Annotated in this window: 16 protein-coding genes and 1 tRNA gene; 13 read left to right on the forward strand and 4 right to left on the reverse strand. The window is 56.1% G+C overall.

The genetic code is table 11. The features are described from left to right. Positions 1-30: 30 nt before the first annotated feature. From wecB to SA496_RS07505, 12 genes are all read left to right on the forward strand, one after another. The gene (gene wecB / locus SA496_RS07450) at positions 31-1,104 is read left to right on the forward strand and encodes a non-hydrolyzing UDP-N-acetylglucosamine 2-epimerase (protein ID WP_330115221.1); all 1,074 of its coding nucleotides are present in this window, start codon (positions 31-33) and stop codon (positions 1,102-1,104) included. Next, entirely contained in the window at positions 1,092-2,414 is a 1,323-nt protein-coding gene (locus SA496_RS07455; RefSeq protein WP_330115222.1) for a hypothetical protein, read from the forward strand. The genes wecB and SA496_RS07455 overlap by 13 nt, the downstream gene beginning before the upstream one ends. A 96-nt stretch (positions 2,415-2,510) precedes the next feature. Continuing rightward, positions 2,511-3,623 carry a glycosyltransferase family 4 protein gene (locus tag SA496_RS07460; RefSeq protein ID WP_330115223.1) on the forward strand — a complete coding sequence of 371 codons (1,113 nt, stop codon included), beginning with the start codon at positions 2,511-2,513 and terminating at the stop codon, positions 3,621-3,623. 2 nt (positions 3,624-3,625) lie between these two features. Then, on the forward strand, positions 3,626-4,447 hold the full coding sequence (locus SA496_RS07465; protein WP_330115224.1) for a glycosyltransferase: 822 nt from the start codon (positions 3,626-3,628) through the stop codon (positions 4,445-4,447). A 309-nt stretch (positions 4,448-4,756) separates the two neighbouring features. Continuing rightward, positions 4,757-5,161, forward strand: a complete 405-nt coding sequence (locus SA496_RS07470) for a sugar 3,4-ketoisomerase (RefSeq protein ID WP_330115225.1) — start codon at positions 4,757-4,759, stop codon at positions 5,159-5,161. Beyond that, positions 5,154-5,624 carry an acyltransferase gene (locus SA496_RS07475; RefSeq protein WP_330115226.1) on the forward strand — a complete coding sequence of 157 codons (471 nt, stop codon included), beginning with the start codon at positions 5,154-5,156 and terminating at the stop codon, positions 5,622-5,624. The genes SA496_RS07470 and SA496_RS07475 overlap by 8 nt, the downstream gene beginning before the upstream one ends. Continuing rightward, entirely contained in the window at positions 5,617-6,717 is a 1,101-nt protein-coding gene (locus SA496_RS07480) for a DegT/DnrJ/EryC1/StrS family aminotransferase (protein WP_330115227.1), read from the forward strand. Before SA496_RS07475 ends, SA496_RS07480 begins: the two co-directional genes overlap by 8 nt. An 18-nt stretch (positions 6,718-6,735) precedes the next feature. After that, positions 6,736-7,692 carry an NAD-dependent epimerase/dehydratase family protein gene (locus SA496_RS07485; RefSeq protein WP_330115228.1) on the forward strand — a complete coding sequence of 319 codons (957 nt, stop codon included), beginning with the start codon at positions 6,736-6,738 and terminating at the stop codon, positions 7,690-7,692. 32 nt (positions 7,693-7,724) lie between these two features. After that, on the forward strand, positions 7,725-8,687 hold the full coding sequence (locus tag SA496_RS07490) for an NAD-dependent epimerase/dehydratase family protein (protein ID WP_330115229.1): 963 nt from the start codon (positions 7,725-7,727) through the stop codon (positions 8,685-8,687). Continuing rightward, positions 8,684-9,697 carry an MraY family glycosyltransferase gene (locus SA496_RS07495; protein ID WP_330115230.1) on the forward strand — a complete coding sequence of 338 codons (1,014 nt, stop codon included), beginning with the start codon at positions 8,684-8,686 and terminating at the stop codon, positions 9,695-9,697. Before SA496_RS07490 ends, SA496_RS07495 begins: the two co-directional genes overlap by 4 nt. 164 nt (positions 9,698-9,861) lie before the next feature. Continuing rightward, positions 9,862-11,874 carry a polysaccharide biosynthesis protein gene (locus SA496_RS07500; protein ID WP_330115231.1) on the forward strand — a complete coding sequence of 671 codons (2,013 nt, stop codon included), beginning with the start codon at positions 9,862-9,864 and terminating at the stop codon, positions 11,872-11,874. A 63-nt stretch (positions 11,875-11,937) separates the two neighbouring features. Continuing rightward, positions 11,938-12,258, forward strand: coding sequence for a ComEA family DNA-binding protein (locus SA496_RS07505; protein WP_153921022.1), 321 nt, complete (start codon positions 11,938-11,940; stop codon positions 12,256-12,258). A 218-nt stretch (positions 12,259-12,476) separates the two neighbouring features. Here SA496_RS07505 and SA496_RS07510 read toward each other — a convergent pair. Together SA496_RS07510 and SA496_RS07515 are read right to left on the reverse strand one after the other, a co-directional pair. Then, positions 12,477-12,552 (reverse strand) — tRNA-Asn (locus SA496_RS07510). A 69-nt stretch (positions 12,553-12,621) separates the two neighbouring features. Continuing rightward, the gene (locus tag SA496_RS07515) at positions 12,622-13,818 is read right to left on the reverse strand and encodes an amino acid aminotransferase (RefSeq protein WP_120651797.1); all 1,197 of its coding nucleotides are present in this window, start codon (positions 13,816-13,818) and stop codon (positions 12,622-12,624) included. Between the two features lie 183 nt (positions 13,819-14,001). Between SA496_RS07515 and uvrB the strand changes: the two genes are divergently transcribed. Beyond that, entirely contained in the window at positions 14,002-16,017 is a 2,016-nt protein-coding gene (uvrB, locus tag SA496_RS07520; protein ID WP_120651796.1) for an excinuclease ABC subunit UvrB, read from the forward strand. 39 nt (positions 16,018-16,056) lie between these two features. Here uvrB and SA496_RS07525 read toward each other — a convergent pair whose 3' ends face one another. After that, positions 16,057-16,956 (reverse strand): EamA family transporter, encoded by a 900-nt coding sequence (locus tag SA496_RS07525; protein ID WP_120651795.1) that lies wholly within the window; start codon positions 16,954-16,956, stop codon positions 16,057-16,059. 41 nt (positions 16,957-16,997) lie between these two features. Next, positions 16,998-18,497 carry an MDR family MFS transporter gene (locus SA496_RS07530; protein WP_330115623.1) on the reverse strand — a complete coding sequence of 500 codons (1,500 nt, stop codon included), beginning with the start codon at positions 18,495-18,497 and terminating at the stop codon, positions 16,998-17,000. Positions 18,498-18,524 lie beyond the last annotated feature (27 nt).

The following is an 18,524-nucleotide window of genomic DNA, read 5'->3' on the forward strand; positions in this document are numbered from 1 at the left end:
AATATTACTTGTTAGCTAGAGGAAGCGGTTTTGAAAAAAGTCATTACAATCGTCGGCGCCCGTCCTCAGTTTATCAAGGCGGCCGCAGTTTCACGGGCGTTTCGTAGTAATGAGCTATTCGACGAGCGGATACTGCATACTGGCCAACACTTCGACTCCAATATGTCAGATGTTTTCTTTGACGAACTGGATATCCCGCGGCCTCATTTCCATCTAGGGATAGGTGGTGGTGGGCACGGACAAAACACCGGGCGCATGCTGGAAGCCATTGAGACGGTATTGGTGAGCGAGCGCCCCGATTGGGTACTTGTCTATGGCGACACGGACTCGACACTTGCTGGCGCACTCGCGGCCGTCAAGTTGCACATCCCATTAGCGCATGTTGAGGCTGGGCTTCGCTCTTTTAACAAGCGTATGCCGGAAGAGATAAATCGTCGTCTCACCGACCATGCCAGTGATCTTCTGCTCGCGCCGAATGCAGCGGCGCTCAAAACACTGGCAAGTGAGGGGATCAGCGGACGTCATGTAGTGAACGTGGGCGACGTAATGTATGACGCTGCGCTTATTTTCGGTGAAAAAGCCGAGGCGAAAAGCAACATTCTCAATATTCTCTCTCTGCGTCCGCAGCAGTATATCCTTGCGACTGTCCACCGCCAGGATAATACGGATACACCAGAGCGTCTGCGCAATATATTTTCCGGTTTCGCTGCCGCTCCTTTGCCTGTGGTGCTCCCGCTTCACCCTCGTACCCGGCAGCGTATCAATTCCTTTGATATAGCCATTCCCGGTAATGTGAAAGTTGTGGATCCGCTTGGCTATCTAGATATGGTTATGCTAGAGAAGAATGCGGCGTTGGTGGCCACAGACTCGGGTGGGGTGCAGAAGGAGGCTTATTTCCACCGAGTTCCCTGCCTGACATTGCGCGATGAAACGGAATGGACCGAATTGGTCGAGCTGGGCTGGAATACCCTTGCTTCACCGTCGCGTAGCGACTTGGCGTCTGTGTTTGCAGCTTCCTATACGCCCGGGGTTACAGGTGCAATGCCGTATGGTAATGGCGCTGCCGCCGAAGCCATTCTGCATGAGCTTGCTTGCTACAGTTAGAGGTGAATGCTGTGAGGGGGCTGTCACTAGGTTTACGTTCTGACGGATTGTTGGCTATTGCCTTGCTGAGTGTGATTGCGAAAACCTGTGTTGATTATTTCTTGTTCGCAGTATCTCCAGTGTTTGGCATATATGGCGTAGAGGTAAAAGGTTCGTTTTTTTCCGACATATACTGGCTTTCCTGGGTGAGCTATATTTTTGTCATGCCCGCTTATTTCTTGTTTATAAGTGGGCGTGGCGATATTTTCGATTTCGCGTTAAGTTTTCTGTTTTTTTCGATATTTCTTCCTTTGCTCTCTTTGTTCTGGATTGAGCAAGGGGATCTTTCCTATTTATCATTTTGCTCGATTTTTTGGTTCCTTCTATTCCTGGCGCTAGCTTTGCTTCCCGTGACTCGTACTGTAGTGCGGAATGATAATGTGGCAAGTAGGGTGGAAGGCTTTCTGGATTGGTTTTTCCTGGCGGTTGTTGTTTTGCTGGGCGGCTCGTTGCTGTTGAATTTCAGCATTTTCTCCGGATTTGGGTTCGACTCGGTTTATGAGCGACGGAAAGCCTTCACTGCTTGGCTGGGGGGTGGGCTTAGTTCCTATCTCTATGCCTGGTCGGTGTATGTCTTTGGAGTCTATCTGGTTTTTGTCAGCAGACGAAAGTTGTTCAAGCTTGTTGGGCTTCTTTACGTACTGATTTTTTATGCTGTAGCGGGTGATAAGGTGTACCTGTTTCTGCTGGCACTGGTTTTTTTCCTGAGGATGACCCCGCTGTTGGGCGGTGCATCTCTGTTGTTGTGTGGCTTCATTTTCTTGAGTCTATCTGGGGTGGGCTTCTTCTACTTGCTTGGTGATATCTGGGTGCCCACGATCGTTCAGCGCTTCCTGGCGTTGCCTGTCGATATATCATTTAATTATGTTGAATACTTCAAGAGTGAGCCGCTGCTCTATGCTTACAGTTTTCTGTCTTCTTTGTTCGATTATAGCTATTCTGATTTGCCTGCAAAGTTAATTGGTGCTGAGTATTATGTCGTGGGCGACAATGCTACCGTAAATTTTTTGGCTGACGCATATGTGAATTTAGGGTGGGTGGCTATTGCCCCCTTGCTGTTTTTCTTTGTTTCGTTGCGCGCTATTTTACGCAGCTCAAAATATTTGGTTCTGATAGTGCCGGTGTTTACTCAGGCTCTCGACACGCCGTTGCCCACTTTGCTCTTGACTGGCGGAGGTGGACTCATGATTATCATCTGTTACATGTTGAGTAAACATTCTTTGCGTCAGGCAAGAGGGGCTGGATGCCAGGCTTTGAGCTCTTGTGCTTGATGGTTGAAGTGTGGCAAGGGAATATTAATTCGCTCAATCTCAAGAATTATAATTGCTGTATTGAGTGTGATAGTGATCCAGTATTAGAGGTTTTTTGTGAAGCGAGTAGCCCATTTGACATCAGTCCATCCGCGTTATGACGTGCGGGTTTTCTGGAAAGAATGTAGGACGCTGGCGGCAGCGGGTTACGCTGTATCTCTGATTGTGGCCGATGGAAAAGGCAACGAGGAAAAAGACAAGGTCAATATCATTGATGTGGGCGCGCATACCGGCGGACGCCTTTCTCGTATGACCAAAAGCACCAAGCGGGTTTTCAGGAAGGCGCTCGAGCTCGACGCTGACTTGTATCATTTGCATGACCCTGAGCTACTACCGATTGCCATGAAGCTCAAGGCCAAGGGAAAGAGAGTCATATTTGACTCTCATGAGGACTTTCCCGCCGATATCATGAGTAAGCCTTACCTGGGGCGTGTTGGGCGTATAGTCGTTTCTACGCTGTTCGCATCGTATGAAAAGCGTGCCTGCAGGAAGCTCAATCATATCGTATCGGCAACTCCTGCAATCAGGGAAAAATTCCAGCGGATCGGCTGTAAGTCTTTGGACGTGAACAACTATCCCATGCTTGAAGAGTTGGAGGAGTTGTTGCCCTGGAGCCAGGATCGCGCCGCAGTTTGCTACATCGGCGCAATGACCGCAATTCGTGGTGTTCCGGAGTTGGTCGATGCAATGTCGCAAACAACTACTCCGGCTCGACTGGCGTTAGCGGGCAGCTTTACCGAGGCGGCTACGGGCGAATATTGCAAGAAAAGCCAGGGGTGGTCGTCAGTAGACGATCATGGTTTTGTCGGGAGAGAGAAGGTGAGAGAGATCATGAGTCGCTCCGTTGCGGGCGTTGTGACATTTCTGTCTGCTCCGAACCATGTCGATGCGCAACCGAACAAAATGTTCGAGTACATGTCTGCAGGGATTCCCGTTATCGGTTCGAACTTCCCGCTGTGGCGAAGCATCATTGAGGGAAACAAGTGTGGTGTTTGCGTAGATCCCGCCGACCCGATGGCTGTCGCGGCTGCTATCGACTATCTGTTCATCCATCAGGCTGAAGCGAAGGCCATGGGTGAAAACGGGCGAGCGGCCGTATTGGGGCGATATAACTGGGATGGTGAGGGCAAAAAGCTGATCAGTCTCTACGAGGACGTTCTCGGTAAATGATCATGAGCGGTGACCTCCCAAAAGTTAGTGTCATTATCCCAAGTTATAACCACATTGATTACGTCGAGGCCGCGATCAGTAGTGTTGCCTCCCAAGATCAGGCAGGATTCATTCTGGAGCTAATTGTAATTGATGATGGCTCTACCGATGGTAGCGTTGAGCTCTTGCGCGGTCTTCAAGAGTCTGGAGTTTACAATTTCAATCTTGTCCTGAAGAGCAATGAAGGCCTCTGCAAAACGCTTAATCGCGCAGTTGTCGAGCACTCCAGTGGCGAGTATGTAGCTGTCATCGCGTCAGATGATATGTGGGCGCCTGGAAAGCTGAAGCAGCAAATCAAGCATATAAAGTCAACACCGACTAGCGAGCTTTGCTACAGCAATGCCCGCACTTTCGGTCGTGACAGCATTGAGCGAAAGGCGTCTCGCAGGTTGTTTTCCGGCGATGTCAGGGCGATGCTTACGTTGTACAACTTCGTTCCTGCCGGAACGATTTTCTTTACCCGTAATCTCTATGACACTGTCGGCGGATTCGATGAAACCGGCTTGCGCCTAGAGGACTGGGACTTTCTCCTCAGGGCATCTGCGGTCACGGACTTCTGTTTTTTGGATGAAGAACTGCTTCTCTATCGCCTGCACGATGAGAGTTCGATCGCGAAGATGCGTGAACGTGGGATCCTTTTTCAAGAGAAGATGAAAGTCTTGAGAAAGAATAGGCTCATATTGAACCCTGTCTTACGCTTTGCCTCGATCTGTTTGCATTTTTCGCTGGACTCATTGCTTCGGCCTCTGATCTACAGGCTTCGTGGCAACAATCGAGTTCGGTGATGTTCCTCGTCCTGAGGTCAGCATCCACCGATTAGCCGGCGGCTAATGGCAGTTTATTTTGTCGGTAGCTTGAGAGTCATCGACGGCCGGCGTGCTTGGGCGTGGTAGGCTGCGTGCCCAAGCTTCAGTGTCGTGTCATGAGGATGTGTACCTGCCTGATCCGTGCCGGTGAGGTGGGTTGGGCTCCCCTCATCTGAAAGGGAATGCTTTGTCTAGGTCAGCCTTGCGCCGACCACATTCTGTAAACGGGCCTGTGCCAGTGCGGCAACGTGGGCCTCTACTCGTAGTACTCTTGAAGGAGCGTTTTGCATGACGCTGATTAAATGGGCGGAACTGGTCGCCATTGGAGATGGGCGAGGTCAGTTGGTTTCGCTCGAAGAGCACAAGAACATTCCCTTCGAGATCAAGCGTGTCTACTACATGACTGATCTCAAGCCAGGTGTTCCCCGCGGATTTCACGCCCACCGGCATTTGCATCAGGTTGCGGTATGTGTAGCCGGCCGCTGCCGCTTCATCCTCGATGATGGTGTTACTCGCGAGGAAGCGTGGCTGGATTCGCCGACCAAGGGGTTGATCATCGGGAACATGGTTTGGCGGGAAATGCACGACTTCAGTGAAGACTGCGTGCTGATGGTCTTGGCCAGTGAGCACTATGACGAGGCTGACTACATCCGCAAATACGAGCATTTCCTGGAGGCAGCCAAGCATGGCTAGCATTCACCCGTCCGCTGACATCGCCGCCGAGTCGACAATCGGCGAGGGCACTCGAGTTTGGCAGTTCGTTGTAATCCTGCGCGGCGCAAGGATTGGAGGTAACTGCAATATATGCGCCCATTCGCTCATCGAGGGAGACGTAGTCATCGGTAACAACGTGACGATCAAGTCCGGTGTCTTTCTCTGGGACGGCACTCGTATTGAAGATGACGTGTTCATTGGACCGAACGCGACTTTCACCAACGATCCGATGCCGCGATCGAAAGTGTATCCCGACGCCTTTTCGGGCATCACTGTCCGTCGGGGGGCGAGCATTGGTGCGAATGCGACTCTGTTGCCAGGAATCACCATTGGTGAACACGCGATGGTTGGCGCCGGCGCTGTGGTGACAAAGGATGTTGATGAGTATTCCGTAGTAGTTGGAAACCCTGCACGGGTTGTCAGGAAACTGAGCGATGATTAAGTTTTTGGATCTCCAGAAAATCAACCACGAGTTTCGAGAGGAACTCCTGGCTGCTTGCGCGAGCGTTATTGATTCGGGCTGGTATATCTCGGGCGGCGGTCTGGCTGCATTCGAGCGAGATTTCGCTCGCTATTGCGGTGCTGAACATTGCATCGGCGTCGCGAACGGTCTGGATGCGCTGGTGCTCACTCTGCGGGCGTGGAAGGAATTAGGGCGCTTGAAGGATGGGGATGAGGTAATCGTCCCCGCCAATACTTACATAGCGAGCGTACTAGCGATAACCGAGAACCGCCTGGTGCCGGTTCTAGTCGAACCGGATGAACACAGCTACAACCTGAGCCCAACCAAGGTCCGGAGCGCAGTTACCGAACGAACGCGCGCAATCCTTCCGGTCCACTTGTATGGGCGCTTGGCCGACATGCCGGAACTCATGGCTATCGCAGACCAGCACAACCTGCTCGTATTGGAAGATTCCGCGCAGGCGCACGGAGCGAGTATTGGCGGGCGTCGAGCGGGAAGCTGGGGTCATGCGTCCGGATTCAGTTTTTATCCGGGGAAGAATCTGGGGGCCTTGGGAGATGCGGGTGCAATAACGACAAATGACGCCAAGTTGGCGGAAGTGCTTTGTGCATTGCGTAATTACGGTTCCCACGAGAAATACAAGAACCTCTACACAGGAGTAAATAGCCGCTTGGACGAAATCCAGGCCGCTATGCTCAGCGTCAAGCTCAAGTATCTGGACGAACATGTTTCCCGTCGCCGTCATATCGCTCGCGCCTATTTGGACGAAGTGAAGAATCCAGCTGTTCAGTTACCGACATGGGAAAATACAGAACAGCACGTATGGCACCTCTTTGTCGTGCGCAGTTCGCGTCGTTCTGAGCTTCAGGAGCATTTGACTGCGGCGGGTGTGCAAACCCTTATCCACTATCCTATCCCACCTCACAAACAGGATGCGTATCGAAACTACTCGAGTCTGAGTCTTCCGTTGACGGAAAGAATTCATCAGGAGGTTCTCAGTCTACCCATGGATCCCACACTGAGCATGGACGAAGTGGGGGGCGTGATCGATGCTCTCAATTCGTTCAAATAATTGCAGCGGGATGACTGCATGACGACGATGAAAGTACTGGTCACTGGCGCGAATGGATTCGTTGGGACAGCACTGTGCCAGCGTTTGGCGCAGGACCAGCATTTCGTTCACGGATTAGTCCGAGAGACGCGAACCGCTATCCCTGAGGTCACCTACCACGTAGGCTCACTAGCGGACCATGACGTGTTGCGTGCTGCCTTGCGAGGCACTGATTGCGTAATTCATCTGGCGGGGCGCGCCCACGTAATGCGGGAGGATAGTCATGAACCTCTCGCTGCCTTTCGTGAGGTCAATCGCGACGCCACGCTCAGTCTCGCGCAAATTGCCAAGGATGAAGGAGTAAAGCGCTTCGTTTTCATCAGCTCGATTGGTGTAAATGGTGGCGAAACGAGTGGTACTGCGTTTAGCGAGAAGTCTCCACCTGCACCCCATGCGGACTACGCGCTTTCGAAGCTGGAGGCCGAGGACGGGCTGCGCGCGCAACTCGATGAGTCCCCTATGGAGCTAGTGATCATTCGCCCACCCCTGGTTTATGGCGTTGGCGCTCCTGGGAACTTCGGTCGTTTGCTGAGGTTGGTTTCTCTAGGAATCCCGTTGCCGTTCGGAAGGATAAGCAATCATCGCAGTATGGTTTCCCTGACCAACCTGGTTGACTTCATCATTCTATGTAGCACGCACCCCAAGGCCGCTGGTGAATTGTTCCTGATCTCCGATGGATGCGATATTTCAACACCGCAGATGATGCGTGCGTTGGCGCGTGGGATGGGGCGACGCCAAGTGTTCTTGCCAATCCCCGAGGTGTTGTTGATCGCTGCTGCCAGGGCACTCGGTAAGGAATCGATGTACAAGCAGTTATGTGGGTCACTTCAAGTAGACTCCGCAAAAGCGCGCGCACTTCTGGGGTGGTCCCCCTTGAGCGATACACAAGATGAGCTGGAAAGAATTGGACGTTTCTACGTTCAGGGGCGGTTCTGAATTCTAATTAGCCATGAGTACGAAATTTCGGCATGCGCATTTTGCTGACTGGATCCAGTGGATTTGTTGGGGCCTCACTGCGTAAAGAGATTCTGTTGCGCTCGGATTGGGACGCAATCTTTCCATGTCGTGAGATTCATGGGGCAATGCAGGAAGACCCCCGTTTCCCTTTTTTAGGGGATCTTCGATTCGATACGGACTGGGGGACGTACTTGGGGGATGTGGACGTTGTGGTTCATGCCGCTGCACTGGCCCATGCAATTGGCTGCGACATGCAGCGGCGAATTGATGATTTCGAAGCGGTCAACACGCATGCGACCCTTGCTTTGGCTCGGCAGGCGGCAGAGGCAGGTGTCAAGCGATTCGTCTTCCTTAGTACGGTGAAGGTTCTAGGGGAATATTCCATCAGGAACTCGCCGTTCCGGCCGGATAGCGTGCCAAACCCGGTGGGACCTTATGCCGCTTCGAAAAGGCGGGCGGAAGAGGGGCTGCTTGAAATATCCCGCGAGACAGGTCTGGAAATAGTGATAATCCGTCCGGTGCTGGTTTATGGCACAGGAGTTGGGGCGAACTTTCTCAGAATGATTCGTTGGGTAAGCAAGGGTGTGGCTTTGCCGTTGGCCTCTGTTGATAATCTCCGAAGCTTCGTGGCCTTGGAAAATCTTGTAGATCTTGTCCTTACCTGCGTGACTCATCCGGCTGCAGCCAATGAAATCTTTCTGGTAAGTGATGGCCGGGATGTCTCGACGCCCGAGTTACTGCGTAAAATCGGGTCGGAGCTGGGCTGTTCAGCGCGCTTGTTCCCCGTGCCAAAAGGGCTTTTGCGCTTTGGTGCTGGACTCACTGGCAATACCGCCGAACTTGAACGCCTCTGTGGCACGCTGCAAGTCGACATCAGTAAGACCAAGAGCCTTTTGGGCTGGTCTCCGGTGATCGAGTTTGACCAAGCACTGCATCGGACCGTACGTCACTATCTGGAACATCAATCCAAATGACCATACTGTGGTTGCTGCCTGTCGTAGGCGGCCTGGCGCTTCTTTTGACTGGCGTTTTGCGTCAGTACGCACTTTCTCGCAGCATTATCGATATTCCCAATGCGCGTAGTTCGCATTCCGTGCCCACTCCACGAGGAGGGGGCGTAGCAATTGTGTTGGCCTTCCTTTTAGTGCTGCCCTTGCTGGCCGTGTTCGGGACCATACCTTGGTCTGCTATGTGGGCGCTAATGGGGTCGGGTGTGGCGGTAGCTCTTATCGGATTTCTGGATGATCACGGCCATATTCCAGCTCGCTGGAGATTGCTAGGGCACTTTCTGGCCGCGCTTTGGGCTTTGTTCTGGCTCGGCGGCTTGCCTCCCCTGGAGTTATTCGGATTGCGCCTTGAGCTTGGTTGGGTCGGCAACGTAATCGCGGCTTTCTATCTTGTGTGGTTGTTAAACCTCTACAACTTCATGGATGGGATCGACGGTATTGCCAGCGTCGAAGCGATATGTGTGTGTCTGGGAGGGGCGCTGCTCTATTTGGTGAGCGGGCACGCGGCTATGATGGCCCCTCCACTGATGCTGGCCATGGCTGTAGCAGGATTTCTCTACTGGAACTTCCCGCCAGCCCGAATATTCATGGGGGATGCGGGAAGTGGATTCCTGGGAATTATTCTGGCCGGAATGTCCTTGCACGCGGGTTGGATCCAGGCAGAGCTTTTCTGGGGATGGGTGGTACTGCTTGGTGTATTCATCGTTGATGCTACCTGGACCCTGATCCGGCGACTCTTGCGTGGAGACAAGGTGTATGAGGCTCATCGCAGCCATGCTTATCAGTACGCTTCACGCCGGTTTGGTCGACACCTGCCGGTAACGCTGGCGGTTGGGGCGATCAATCTATTCTGGTTACTGCCTGTCGCTCTGCTGATCGTACTCGGCAAGGTGGATGTGTCGTTGGGGTTGGTACTTGCGTATGCACCTGTCGCCGTCCTCGTGGCCAGGTTCGATGCGGGGAAGAAGGAGCACTGATGCTGCTTTGACCCATGCGGTGGCTATGCTAACCGGGGGCGGGTGACCATAGGTAAGCGAGTCGCACGTGCTATTGTCTCTGGTCCCACGCGACGCTGGGGGCAGTGCCAAAGAGTTTTTCAGCACCACATGGTTGCGGATGGATGGGGCGAGGTTTGTAAGGGATGGGAGATAAGATGCGTACTTGGTTGGTGGCGTGGCCGCGCAGATATAAACGCTTGCTGCAGGTTGCTGCGGACGTCGTTCTGGTATTTGCTGCGCTGTGGTTTGCATTCATCGTCCGGCTGGGTATCGACAACCCCATTAATCCGTTTGAAGAGCATCTTTGGCTGTTTGCCACTGCACCACTTGTTGCAATCCCAATCTTCATCAAGTTTGGAATGTATCGCGCCGTGATGCGCTACTTCGGGAACGATGCGCTTATCACGATCATCAAGGCTGTTACCTTGTCGGCCTTGCTTCTGGCGTTGGTCGTGTACTGGTACCGAGAGCCGCCTGCCGTGGTGCCTCGATCCATTGTTTTCAATTATTGGTGGCTGAGCCTGATTTTCATTGGCGGGCTCCGTCTGGCTATGCGTCAGTACTTCATGGGCGACTGGTATGTGGCTAGCCAACAGGTCCCGTTCATCAACAAGTCAGACACCTTGCCGAAGGTCGCCATTTATGGTGCTGGTGCCGCCGGCAATCAGCTGGTAGCAGCTTTGAGGATGGGGCGGGCGATGCGGCCTGTGGCGTTTATCGATGACGATAGCAATATCGCTACTCGGGTGATCGCTGGGTTGCAGGTGTACAAGCCCAAACATATCCAGCAGATGATCGACCAGACTGGGGCTGAAGAGGTCTTGCTGGCTATTCCGTCTGCTTCCCGGGTGAGACGGCGCGAAATCCTGGAAGAGCTCGAGGGATTCCCGCTGCACGTGCGCAGTGTGCCCGGCTTCATGGACCTGGCCAGTGGGCGGGTGAAAGTCGACGACATTCAGGAAGTGGACATTGCCGACCTGCTTGGGCGAGATGCGGTACCGCCGCGGCAGGAGCTGCTTGAGCGCTGCATTCGCGGGAATGTCGTGATGGTCACCGGTGCCGGTGGATCCATTGGATCCGAGCTCTGCCGGCAGATCCTCGGTTCTGGCCCCAGAACGCTTCTGCTGTTCGAGCATAGCGAATTCAACCTCTACAACATCCAGATCGAGCTCGAGAGACGTCTCCTGCGCGAGTCGCTGAATATCAAGCTGGTCCCGATCTTAGGATCGGTCCGTAATCTGGGGCGTCTTGTCGATGTCATGCGGACGTGGAAGGTAGATACGGTCTACCATGCGGCTGCCTATAAGCATGTCCCCATGGTTGAGCACAACGTGGCCGAAGGTGTGCTCAACAACGTAATGGGTACGCTGTACACCGCTCAGGCCGCAGTTCAGGCTGGAGTGGAAAATTTTGTGTTGATCTCGACGGACAAGGCAGTCCGGCCGACCAATGTAATGGGTAGCACCAAGCGTCTCTCCGAAATGGTCCTGCAGGCGCTCAGCGGCGAGTCGGCGCCCGTGCTCTTTGGTGACAGCGGCGCGGTTCACCGGGTTAACAAGACTCGGTTCACCATGGTGCGCTTCGGCAATGTGCTGGGGTCTTCCGGTTCGGTAATTCCGCTGTTTCGCGAGCAGATCAAGCGCGGCGGGCCGGTTACTGTTACGCATCCCAATATCACGCGCTATTTCATGACCATCCCGGAAGCTGCCCAGCTGGTGATCCAGGCGGGATCAATGGGGCAGGGGGGGGATGTCTTCGTGTTGGATATGGGGCAGCCCGTAAAGATTGCTGAGCTCGCGGAGAAAATGATTCATCTGTCCGGCCTGACGGTTCGGTCCGACAGAAGCCCCAGCGGCGATATCGCAATCGAGTTTACTGGTCTTAGACCTGGCGAGAAGCTTTACGAAGAGTTGCTCATTGGAGACAACGTCAGCCCGACCGATCACCCGATGATCATGCGAGCGAATGAGGAGCATCTTCCCTGGGAGGCCTTCAAGCGTGTGCTCACTGAGCTCTTCGCTGCCGTTGAGGCCGATGACTACGTTCGTGTACGCCAACTCCTACGCGAAACTGTCAACGGTTACACCCCTGAAGAGGAAATCGTTGACTGGATCCATCAGCAGCGGCGAATTGAGCCTTCTAACTCCAGGCATTAGTTTGTGTCGGGCGGTTTATGGATGTACCGCCCTTCCCCTTACTGATGACAAGGAGTGTTAACGATGTTTCGTGTTCGTATTGCCTCGCTATTTCTTGTTCTCTGTTCGCTTTGTCTCGGCTATACCCAGGTTGCGGCAGCAGCGAAGGCTGCGCCTGCAGTGGTAGCTGAAAGTTCTTCTAGCCAGGCCAAGCTGAACATCAACTCTGCGGATGAGTTGGCGTTGCAGGACTATATGATCGGAATCGGCGCAGCGAAGGCCAAGGCGATCGTGAAGTATCGAGAGGAGAACGGTCCTTTTTCCTCGGTGGATGACCTTCTCGAGGTTAAAGGTATAGGCGTCAAGACTCTGGAGAAGAGTCGTGACAAGCTGACCGTCGAGTAACGATCAATCGACATTAAGAGCCGGCCTTTCGAGGCCGGCTTTTTTGTTGGCGTCAGGTGGCGTCAGGTGGCGGCGGGTATGTGGGGGGAGCTCAGCGCGCTTCAACATGGCCCGGAAGGGTAGAGGGCCGAAGGCTCGAGTCACCTGGGGCGCAGTTCCTGGTGAGAGTTCATCGCCCAAAAGAAAAAGCCCTCGGCATGTGCCGAGGGCTTTTAATTTGGCTCCGCGACCTGGACTCGAACCAGGGACCCAATGATTAACAGTCATTTGCTCTACCGACTGAGCTATCGCGGATCGGATGCGCGTATCTTACTGATTAGAAAGGAGAAGTCAAGCAGCTGCTTGAGCTTCTCCATTTCCGTCTCAGAGTACCTGGGTAATCGCGCGGGTGATGCTTTCCAGGTTGCTGTTGTTCAGCGCGGCAACGCAGATGCGGCCGGTGCTGACGGCGTAGATGCCGAACTCGTTTTTCAGGCGTTCCACCTGCTCGGCGGTGAGGCCGGAGTAGGAGAACATGCCGCGCTGGCGAGCCACGAAGCTGAAGTCGCGCTTGGCACCCTGTGCAGCCAGTTGCTCAACCATGGCAAGCCGCATGCTGTGGATGCGGGTACGCATTTCAGCCAGTTCAGCTTCCCACATGGCACGTAGTTCCGGGCTGTTCAGCACGGAGGCAACCACGGTAGCGCCATGGGTGGGCGGGTTGGAGTAGTTGGTACGGATCACGCGCTTGACCTGGGACAGGACGCGGCCAGCCTCTTCCTTCGAGCCGGTTACCACGGACAGGGCGCCTACGCGCTCGCCGTAAAGCGAGAAGGACTTGGAGAAGGAGCTGGAGACGAAGAACTGCAGGCCGGATTTGGCGAACAGGCGTACCGCGAAGGCGTCTTCCTCGATGCCGGCGCCGAAGCCCTGGTAAGCGATGTCGAGGAACGGCACATGCTCGCGCTCGCGCAGGACTTCCAGAACGGCTTTCCAGTCTTCCAGTTCGAGGTCCACGCCGGTCGGGTTGTGACAGCAGGCGTGCAGTACCACGATGGAGCGAGCGGGCAGGGCCTTGAGGTCTTCCAGCAGGCCGGCACGATTCACGCCGTTGGTGGCTGCGTCGTAGTAACGGTAGTTCTGCACCGGGAAACCGGCGGATTCGAACAGTGCGCGGTGGTTTTCCCAGCTCGGATCGCTGATGGCGACAACGGCATTGGGTAATAGGCGCTTGAGGAAGTCGGCGCCGGTCTTCAGCGCGCCGGTACCACCTACGGCTTGGGTGGTCACAACGCGGCCTTGGGCCAGTAGTTCGGAATCAGCGCCGAACAGCAGCTTTTGCACGGCCTGGTCGTAGGACGCGATACCCTCGATCGGCAGGTAGCCGCGCGGGGCGTGCGCTTCGATGCGGGCCTTTTCCGCTTCAGCTACAGCGCGCAGGAGCGGGATACGGCCTTGCTCGTTGTAGTAGACGCCCACGCCCAGGTTGACTTTGTCGGCACGGGTGTCGGCGTTGAACGCTTCGTTGAGACCCAGGATAGGATCGCGCGGAGCCATTTCGACGGCAGAAAACAGACTCATGATGCGGCAGCTCGGAGGAGGAAGGTGAGGATGGGATGCAACCCCGAACGATGTGCGCTAGGGGTTGCGCAATCGGGCCGGTATTATAGCGGCCCAGACAGTTTGCGGCGACATCGCGCGCAAGCTTTCCGCCAGGTATGACGCCCGTTCTGCCCAGGTGTCACATCCAAAGTCGAGGTCAGCATGTCGGAGTTCCAGCTTGTAACCCGTTTCAAGCCTGCCGGCGACCAGCCGGAGGCCATTCGCCAGATGGTGGAAGGGCTGGAAGCGGGTCTTTCGCACCAGACGCTACTGGGGGTTACCGGGTCAGGAAAGACCTTCAGCATCGCCAACGTCATTTCCCAGGTACAGCGCCCCACACTGGTGTTGGCGCCCAATAAGACATTGGCTGCGCAGCTGTATGGCGAGTTCCGCGCCTTTTTTCCGAACAACTCCGTCGAGTACTTCGTTTCGTACTACGACTATTACCAGCCGGAAGCCTACGTTCCGTCCTCCGATACCTATATCGAGAAGGACGCCTCGATCAACGACCATATCGAGCAGATGCGTCTGTCCGCGACCAAGGCCCTGCTGGAGCGCTCGGATGCGATCATCGTCGCCACCGTCTCGTCCATCTACGGTCTGGGTGATCCGGCGTCCTACCTGAAAATGGTGCTGCACATCGATCGTGGCGACCGTCTCGATCAACGGACCTTGCTGCGCCGCCTGGCTGAGTTGCAATACACCCGCAATGACATGGACTTTGCCCGCGCAACCTTTCGTGTTCGTGGCGATGTCATTGATATTTTCCCGGCGGAATCCGATCTCGAAGCCATCCGTGTCGAGCTGTTCGATGATGAGGTTGAAAACCTTGCGGCGTTCGATCCACTGACCGGTGAGGTTATTCGCAAGCTTCCGCGCTTCACCTTCTATCCCAAAAGCCACTACGTGACGCCTCGCGAGGTGCTTCTCGAAGCGGTGGACAAGATCAAGGAAGAGCTCCAGGAGCGTCTGGAACAGTTGCGCTCAGCCAATAAATTGGTGGAGGCGCAGCGACTGGAGCAACGGACCCGTTTCGATCTGGAGATGATTCTCGAGCTGGGCTACTGCAATGGCATCGAGAACTACTCGCGCTATCTCTCTGGCCGTGCTCCGGGTGAGGCGCCGCCGACGCTCTATGACTACCTGCCAGCGAATGCGCTGCTGGTGATCGACGAATCCCACGTTACGGTTCCCCAGGTCGGCGCGATGTTCAAGGGCGACCGATCGCGTAAGGAAACCCTGGTGGAGTACGGCTTCCGGCTGCCGTCTGCGCTGGACAACCGCCCACTGCGTTTCGATGAATGGGAAGCAATCAGTCCGCAGACCATTTTCGTTTCTGCCACGCCGGGCCCTTACGAGGGTGAGCATGCCGGTCGGGTGGTTGAGCAGGTGGTGCGGCCGACAGGGCTGGTGGACCCTGAGGTGGAAGTACGTCCCGCAACCACCCAGGTGGATGACCTGCTCTCCGAAATTCACAAACGCGTGGCAGTAGAAGAGCGCGTGCTGGTTACCACCCTTACCAAGCGAATGGCGGAGGACCTTACCGACTATCTCGCTGACCATGACGTAAAGGTGCGTTACTTGCACTCGGATATCGACACCGTGGAGCGGGTGGAAATCATCCGGGACCTGCGTGTCGGTGCGTTCGACGTATTGGTGGGGATCAACCTGCTGCGCGAAGGCCTGGATATGCCGGAGGTCTCGTTGGTGGCCATCCTGGATGCCGACAAGGAAGGCTTCCTGCGATCCGAGCGTTCGCTCATCCAGACCATCGGCCGTGCGGCGCGCAACCTGAACGGCAGGGCGATCCTGTATGCGGACAACGTCACCGGGTCCATGCAGCGTGCACTGGACGAGACTGATCGACGCCGGAGCAAGCAAGTGGCCTTCAACGAAGCCCACGGCATCGTGCCGAAGGGCGTGAAGAAGGACATTCAGGACATCCTCGAAGGTGCGACCGTGCCGGGCTCGCGCAGCAACAAGCGCAAGGCCATGGCCAAGGCGGCGGAGGAGAGCGCCCGCTATGAGGCCGAACTGCGTTCGCCCAGTGAGATCACCAAGCGCATTCGCCAGATGGAAGAGAAGATGTTCCAGTTGGCCCGCGACCTTGAGTTCGAGGCGGCGGCCCAAATGCGCGACGAAATCCAGAAGCTGCGGGAGCGCCTTCTCAAGCTCTGAATGGACAAGGGCGCCGCATTGCGCCCTTGCTCTTTGTCTTCAGCGTCTACCGAAAATGATCATCACGACGCCAGCCAAAGTCGCCAGGCAGGCGAGCAGCGCAGCGGCCTCAAGTCGTTCTCCGAGGATCACGAATCCGAGCAGGAGTGCCACTACCGGATTGACGAAGGCGAAGGTCGAAACCAGGCTCGGTTTCACTTCCCTCAGCAGCCAGAAGTAAGCGGGATAGACCCCCAGGCTGACCGGCACCACCAGATAGGCCATCCAGAACCAGGCATCCAGGCTCACGCTGGACAGGTTCACCTCGTGCCAGTCCCCGCGCCAGAGGCCAAACATCGCGAGGATCAGAGTGCCTGTCAGCATCTGCAGGCTTAGGCCCATCCAGCTCGAGCGGAAGGGCGGGCGTTGGCGCAACAGCCAAGCGCCGACCGCCCAGAGGAGGGTGGCCATCACTACCAGTCCGCCGGCGAACCATTGATCGAAGCCCGCTCCACCTCCCAGGCCCTTGCCCATCAGCATCACGATGCCGCCGCTGGCGAGTGCCAGGCCGCACAGGACCCACAGCGGCGGGCGACGGTCGAGCAGCCACTCCAGGGCCACGCTCCAGAGGGGGAGGGTGGTGTAGAGCATCGCCAGCATGCCGGTGGGCAGAAACTGGTTGGCATAGATCAGCGCCCCCTGGCCAACGGCAATCAGCAGGACCCCTCCGACCAGGGCGCCGCCGAAGTCGCTGCGCTGGATTTGCGCCTTGCCGCTGGCCATCACCCAGCCCAGGGCCAGGGAGCCCGCGAACAGGAAGCGCAAGGTGGCGATGACGAAGGGCGGAAGCTCGCGGAGGAGGAAGTGGTTGGCCAGATAGGTGGTGCCCCAGCCGATATAAATCATGGCGAAGGCACCGATCAGGAGAAGGGTGCGGCGGGATGAAGCGTGGGAAGACATGTACAGCCTGAAGCGAAGCGCGCCGATTGTCCGGCGCGGGATTAGTGGGCGGCGGCGCTGGCGCCGCCGGTAGCGCCGACGGGCAGGGCGCGGGTGAGCAGCACAGCGAGCATGCTGACGCCGAGGGCGATGCCGATGAAGTGGAAGGCGTCATTGTAGGCCATGATGGCGGCCTGCTGGTGTGCGATCTCGCTGAGCTTGCCGAGAGCCGCTTGCTCGCTGCCAAGTTTTTCCGTCAGCAGCGCCAGGCGCTCGGCGACCTGTGGGTTGCTCGGCACCAGGGATTCACGCAGGTAGTCGAAGTAGACTTTGGCGCGAGCGTCCAGCAACGTGGCGAGCAGGGCTATACCGATGGCCCCGCCCAGGTTGCGCAGGATGTTGAACAGGCTGGATGCAGAGCCGGCGTCCTGCGGCTGGATATAGGCGGTGGCAATCAACGACACCGTTACCATCACCAGTGGTTGGCCGAGGGCGCGAATGATCTGGATCTGGTTGAACTGCGGCCCTGCGAAGTCCGGGTTGAGCACGCCAGAGGCGAAGCTGGCATAGCCAAAGAGGCCAAAACCCAGGGCGCAGAGGAATTTGGGCGGGATCACCTTCATCAGCTTGGGGACCAGCGGAATCAGAAACAGCTGCGGGACGCCCATCCACATGATCACTTCACCGATCTGCAGTGCGTTGTAACCCTGTATCTGAGCCAGATACAGCGGCAATACATAGATCGAGCCGTACAGACCCATGCCGAGGCCGACGCTCGAAATACTCGACAAGCCGAAGTTGCGGTTCTTCAGGATGCCGAGGTTGATCAGCGGATTGGGGCGCGAGACCTGGAGGATGACGAACAGGATCAGGCTAACCAGCGCAATGCTGCCCAGGCCGACAATCAGGTCCGATTCCAGCCAGTCCTTGCGGTGCCCCTCTTCGAGAAACACCTGCAGGCAACCGAGGCCGACACCGAGCGTCACGATGCCGGCGTAGTCGGTACGCTTCAGCAGTTCCCAGTGCGGTGCTTTCTTCTCCAGACCGTAGAGCAGGCCAGCAATCATCAGCAGACCCGGTGGAACGTTGATATAGAAGATGTACTCCCACCCGAAGTTTTCCGTCAGCCACCCACCCAGGGTTGGGCCGATGGAAGGGGCGAATGTCGCCGTGATGGCGAACAGCGCCATGCCTTTGGCGCGGTGATGCTCCGGCAGCTTGATCAGGGTCAGGGTGAATGCCAGCGGGATCAGCGCACCACCGGTGAAGCCCTGCAGCGCCCGGAAAGCGATCATGCTTTCCAGGCTCCAGGCCAGTGAGCAGAGCAGCGACGAAATCAGGAAGCCGATGGAGACCCAGACCGCCAGGCGCCGCGCAGAGAGCAGCTGCACCAGCCACGCGGTGAGCGGAATCATGATGATTTCGGCCACCAGGTAGGAGGTGGAAATCCATGAACCTTCTTCGAGGGTGGCGGAGAGCGCGCCCTGGATGTCCTTGAGCGAGGAGTTGGTGATCTGGATGTCCAGTACCGCCATGAAAGCGCCAAGCATGGCGCTCATCACGGCTATCCAATCGCGTCGAGTCGGTTC

This window comes from Pseudomonas sp. JS3066, assembly GCF_036328175.1.
In the GTDB taxonomy this organism is placed as follows: Bacteria; Pseudomonadota; Gammaproteobacteria; order Pseudomonadales; family Pseudomonadaceae; genus Metapseudomonas.

What these genes read in the sequence shown, in the direction of transcription:
- SA496_RS07465 (WP_330115224.1), top strand. Translation starts at nt 3,626, where the DNA reads ATGAGCGGTGACCTCCCAAAAGTTAGTGTCATTATCCCAAGTTATAAC.
- SA496_RS07470 (WP_330115225.1), top strand. Translation starts at nt 4,757, where the DNA reads ATGACGCTGATTAAATGGGCGGAACTGGTCGCCATTGGAGATGGGCGA.
- SA496_RS07475 (WP_330115226.1), top strand. Translation starts at nt 5,154, where the DNA reads ATGGCTAGCATTCACCCGTCCGCTGACATCGCCGCCGAGTCGACAATC.
- SA496_RS07480 (WP_330115227.1), top strand. Translation starts at nt 5,617, where the DNA reads ATGATTAAGTTTTTGGATCTCCAGAAAATCAACCACGAGTTTCGAGAG.
- SA496_RS07485 (WP_330115228.1), top strand. Translation starts at nt 6,736, where the DNA reads ATGACGACGATGAAAGTACTGGTCACTGGCGCGAATGGATTCGTTGGG.
- SA496_RS07490 (WP_330115229.1), top strand. Translation starts at nt 7,725, where the DNA reads ATGCGCATTTTGCTGACTGGATCCAGTGGATTTGTTGGGGCCTCACTG.
- SA496_RS07495 (WP_330115230.1), top strand. Translation starts at nt 8,684, where the DNA reads ATGACCATACTGTGGTTGCTGCCTGTCGTAGGCGGCCTGGCGCTTCTT.
- SA496_RS07500 (WP_330115231.1), top strand. Translation starts at nt 9,862, where the DNA reads ATGGGAGATAAGATGCGTACTTGGTTGGTGGCGTGGCCGCGCAGATAT.
- SA496_RS07505 (WP_153921022.1), top strand. Translation starts at nt 11,938, where the DNA reads ATGTTTCGTGTTCGTATTGCCTCGCTATTTCTTGTTCTCTGTTCGCTT.
- SA496_RS07515 (WP_120651797.1), bottom strand. Translation starts at nt 13,818, where the DNA reads ATGAGTCTGTTTTCTGCCGTCGAAATGGCTCCGCGCGATCCTATCCTG.
- uvrB (WP_120651796.1), top strand. Translation starts at nt 14,002, where the DNA reads ATGTCGGAGTTCCAGCTTGTAACCCGTTTCAAGCCTGCCGGCGACCAG.
- SA496_RS07525 (WP_120651795.1), bottom strand. Translation starts at nt 16,956, where the DNA reads ATGTCTTCCCACGCTTCATCCCGCCGCACCCTTCTCCTGATCGGTGCC.